Origin of the sequence: Streptomyces sp. ActVer, assembly GCF_027270795.1 — a bacterium.
GTDB lineage: Bacteria > Actinomycetota > Actinomycetes > Streptomycetales > Streptomycetaceae > Streptomyces > Streptomyces umbrinus_A.
The window spans coordinates 1-3,806 of the sequence record NZ_JAPWHT010000678.1 but is presented as its reverse complement, the minus strand read 5'-3'; the positions used below and the strand labels follow the sequence as shown (position 1 = coordinate 3,806).

The 3,806-nt window shown below is 72.9% G+C and carries 3 protein-coding genes and 1 pseudogene; 2 read left to right on the top strand and 2 right to left on the bottom strand.

Translation table 11 applies throughout. From position 1 onward, the window contains the following. Positions 1-1,130, top strand: a pseudogene (locus O3Q52_RS50300) (serine/threonine protein kinase); the annotation flags it as partial. On the opposite strand, the gene O3Q52_RS50295 reads toward O3Q52_RS50300, so the two are convergent. Together O3Q52_RS50295 and O3Q52_RS50290 are read right to left on the bottom strand one after the other, a co-directional pair. Continuing rightward, positions 1,076-1,888 carry a hypothetical protein gene (locus tag O3Q52_RS50295; protein WP_269655116.1) on the bottom strand — a complete coding sequence of 271 codons (813 nt, stop codon included), beginning with the start codon at positions 1,886-1,888 and terminating at the stop codon, positions 1,076-1,078. The pseudogene O3Q52_RS50300 and the gene O3Q52_RS50295 sit on opposite strands and share 55 nt — an antisense overlap. Positions 1,889-1,891: 3 nt before the next feature. Beyond that, positions 1,892-2,956 (bottom strand): LacI family DNA-binding transcriptional regulator, encoded by a 1,065-nt coding sequence (locus tag O3Q52_RS50290; RefSeq protein ID WP_269655115.1) that lies wholly within the window; start codon positions 2,954-2,956, stop codon positions 1,892-1,894. A gap of 194 nt (positions 2,957-3,150) precedes the next feature. On the opposite strand from O3Q52_RS50290, the gene O3Q52_RS50285 reads away from it, so the two are divergent. Beyond that, a partial coding sequence (locus O3Q52_RS50285) for an ROK family protein (protein ID WP_269655114.1) occupies positions 3,151-3,806 on the top strand: 656 nt, incomplete at its 3' end.

The window sequence follows — 3,806 nt, the reverse complement described above, 5'->3', positions numbered from 1 at the left end:
CGGCCGGCGCGGGCTTCGGACCCGCGGGCGAGCACAGGGCGGAAGCCGGGTCATTCGGCGGCTCCGCGCCCGGCGCTCCGGCGACGGGCCATGCGGGCTTCGGCGCACCGGAACCGAGCGGGGCCGGGGGCTCGGGTACAGGAGCAGCCGCCTTCGGTGCCGCGGGCGTCGGCGCCGCGCCCGGATCCACCGGAGCCGGAGAAGCCCGGCCGGGGCCCGCGGATCCGGCGACGGACGGGACGGGTGCCTCGACATCTGCTTCGGGACCGGCCTCCGCCTCCGCCTCCGCCTCCGCGGCGAGCGGTTCCGGGCCCGGCTTCCCGGACGCGGGCCCGACAGCACCCGGTGCCCAGCAGGCAGGCGGCCACGGCACCCCCTCGGCCGTGGGCTCCTCCGCACCGCCCCCGTTGACGGGGCCGGGCTTCGGTCCGCCCGAGTCGATGGCTCAGCCCGCCGTTCCGGCCGGCCCCCGGCGCCGCAAGGGCCGGGTTCTTCTCGCCGCCGCAGCGGTGACCGTCGTGCTGGCAGCGACCGGCGTCACTGTCGCTCTCATGAACGGCGGCGACGAGTCGAAGTCCACCGCCGGGCCCAGAGCCTCCCAGGGCGGCGACGCCACCCCGTCCGAGGGCGCGAGCCGTGGCTCGATCGACCTGTCGGACGACACCAAGCCCACGGAACAGGGCGACAAGAAGGAGTCGGCGAAGCCGGGCGAGAAGCCGGAGCGCACCGAGGACGCCAAGCCCACGGACAAGGCACCGGTCCCTTCGCCCGAGCCCAGCAACGGCGGTACGACGGGCGGCGGTTCGGACGGCGGCACGACCGGCGGAGGCGGCGAACCCAGTTCCGCCCCGGTCTGCCACGCCATCGGCGGCGGCAAGTACAACTGCGAGGTCTGGAAGACGTCCAAGTCCTACACCGCGGCGGGTGCCGAGGCGGGCACCCTCAACGCGGGCACCAACTACTTCTACTGCCAGCAGAACCTCGGCCGCCGCGAGACCTATGGCGAGTGGACGAACGTCTGGTGGGCGAAGACCGACGACGACAGCGGCAACACGAACGTCTTCGTCAGCGACGTCTACATCAAGGGCGGCGACAACGACGCGCCGGTTCCGGGACTGCCGGTCTGCTGACCGGGCAGGTACTTCTCCAGTCCGGAGGCCGTTGTCCACCCCTCCTCGGCGAACAGCCGGGTGCCCGCGGTGCACAGCCGCAGATCGCCGCGCGCCCGGGCGCAGAACTCCTCGGGCGTGGCGCCGAACAGGTCCCGCAACCGCGGTGACCGGCAGAGGAGTTGGGTGAGCAGCGGCCGCTCGCCGGGATGCCTCAGCGGCGTCCCCGTACCGTCGTGGAGGACTCCGCGCCGGTTGACGTAGAGATGGGCGCCGTCGAGCGTGGCGCCCGACTCCAGCTCGATCCGGACGTCGGCGGCGGGCAGTGACACCCGGTCGTACGCCCCCGCCGGCGCCGTGACGCCCTCGCTCGCGTCGACCGCCGCGAGTTGCGCGGGGTCCAGCCAGGTGAGGAACAGTTCGCGGGTGTGCCCGGGCGCGCGGAAGGGCGACGCGGACACGTACCCCATCGCGCTGACGTGCGCCGAGACGCCCACCTCCAACCCGGTGACCCGCGCCTTCGCCAGCGGGATCGGGGACGACAGCTCGTACTCCCGCATCTTGTGGCGGAGTTGCCCGGGGCAGGCGTTGGAGCCGACCGCGAGGACCGGGACGCGGCCGGGGAACGTGTGGCCGGTGAGGGGCAACAGCCGGTCCCCGTCCAGGAGTCCCGATTCCTCGGGCCAGGCGCCCGGATACGTCAGCGGATGGTCACGCGGCGCCTCGGCCAGGCCGAGGGCTTCCAGCGTGCGGTCGGCGTACGGGTCGCGGGCCGTCATGTGTCAGCCCGAGGGCGGCAGTTCGCCCGAGCCGCGGGTGATCAGACGCGTCGGGAGTTCGATGCGCTCGGGAAGGACGAGCGAGCCGTCGAGCTGACGGAAGAGGCGCTCCGCGGCCGTACGGCCGAGCTGCGCGGCGTCCTGGGCGACGACGGTGACCCCGGGCTGGAGGAGGTCGGCGAGCTCGATGTCGTCGAAACCGACCAGGGCCACCGGACGGGAGCCCTCGGCGATGACACGCACGGCCGTGACTGTCACACGGTTGTTGCCCGCGAAGATCGCCGTGACGGGGGAGGGGCCCGAAAGCATGTCCTCGGCCGCCTTGCGCACCCGCTGCGGGTCGGTGACACCCAGGGACATCCAGGCGTCCTCCACCGGAATGCCGGCGTCCTCCATGGCGGCGCGATAGCCGCGCAGACGCTCGGCGGAGGTGTGGATGCGCGGCATGTCACCGATGAACCCGATCCGGCGGTGGCCGTGCGCGATGAGGTGGGCGACGCCGTCGCGCGCACCGCCGAAGCTGTCGGAGAGGACGACGTCCGCGTCGATCTGTCCGGCGGGGCGGTCCACGAAGACCGTGGCGACACCCGCCTTTATCTCCGGCTCCAGATAGCGGTGGTCGTCACCGGCCGGGATGATCACGAGCCCGTCCACGCGGCGCGCGCACAGCGCGAGGACCAGCTCCTGCTCGCGGTCCGGGTCCTCGGCGCTGGAGCCGTTGATCAACAGGGCGCCATGGGCGCGGGCCACTTCCTCCACCGCGCGGCTCAGCGGACCGTAGAACGGGTCCGCCAGATCCTCCAGTACGAGACCGATGCTCGCCGTACGCCCCTTGCGGAGCACCCGCGCGCTGTCGTTGCGCCGGAAGCCCAGCGCGTCGATCGCCTCCTGTACGCGTCGCTCGGTGTCGGGGGTGACTCCTGGCTCGCCGTTGACTACACGCGATACCGTCTTCAGACCGACCCCGGCACGCGCCGCGACGTCCTTCATCGTGGGACGGTTGCCGTAGCGGCTCTCGGTTCGGCGGGCGGTCTCGGCCACGATGCGCTGTCCTGTCCTGTAGTCCATGGGGCTGCGTCGGTCCTGAGGATGCTCGGTTGGTCGCCAGATCGGGGTGTGGCGTCGAGCATAGAGCCTGGACAACGTTGTCAGATGCGGGAGAGACTGTCCATCGCAATCTCCGGCCTACCCTTCCTCACTGCGAGACCGGCCTGCCCTTTTCTCATGGTCCAAATGGGATCCAAACGGGAGATCAGAAACTGATGCACACCGACCTCGTGGCCGCGCTCGACATCGGCGGCACCAAGATCGCCGGAGCGCTGGTGGACGGCCACGGCCGGATCCTGCTGCGCGCCCAGCGGCCGACGCCCGCGCAAGAGGGCGGCGAGACCGTCATGGCGGCCGTCGACGCGGTGCTCGGCGAACTGACCGTCTCGCCCCTGTGGAGCCGGGCCACGGCCATCGGCATCGGCAGCGCGGGCCCGGTGGACGCCTCCGCGGGCACCGTGGGCCCCGTGAACGTGCCCGGCTGGCGCGACTACCCCCTGGTCGAACGGGTCCGGGCCGCCACGGCGGGGCTGCCCGTCGAGCTGATCGGCGACGGCGTGGCGATCACCGCGGCCGAGCACTGGCAGGGCGCGGCACGAGGACACGGCAACGCGCTCTGCATGGTCGTCTCGACCGGCGTCGGAGGCGGTCTCGTCCTGGGCGGACAGCTGCACCCCGGACCCACCGGCAACGCCGGTCACATCGGCCACATCAGCGTGGAACTCAACGGCGACCCCTGCCCGTGCGGGTCCCGTGGCTGTGTCGAGCGCATCGCGAGCGGCCCGAACATCGCGCGCCGCGCCATCGAGGGCGGCTGGCAGCCCGGGGCCGAGGGCGACACCTCGGCGGCCGCCGTGGCCGCCACCGCCCG

Bases quoted from the DNA above. Each gene is read 5' to 3' on its own strand.
- O3Q52_RS50295 (WP_269655116.1), bottom strand. From the start codon at position 1,888: ATGACGGCCCGCGACCCGTACGCCGACCGCACGCTGGAAGCCCTCGGC.
- O3Q52_RS50290 (WP_269655115.1), bottom strand. From the start codon at position 2,956: ATGGACTACAGGACAGGACAGCGCATCGTGGCCGAGACCGCCCGCCGA.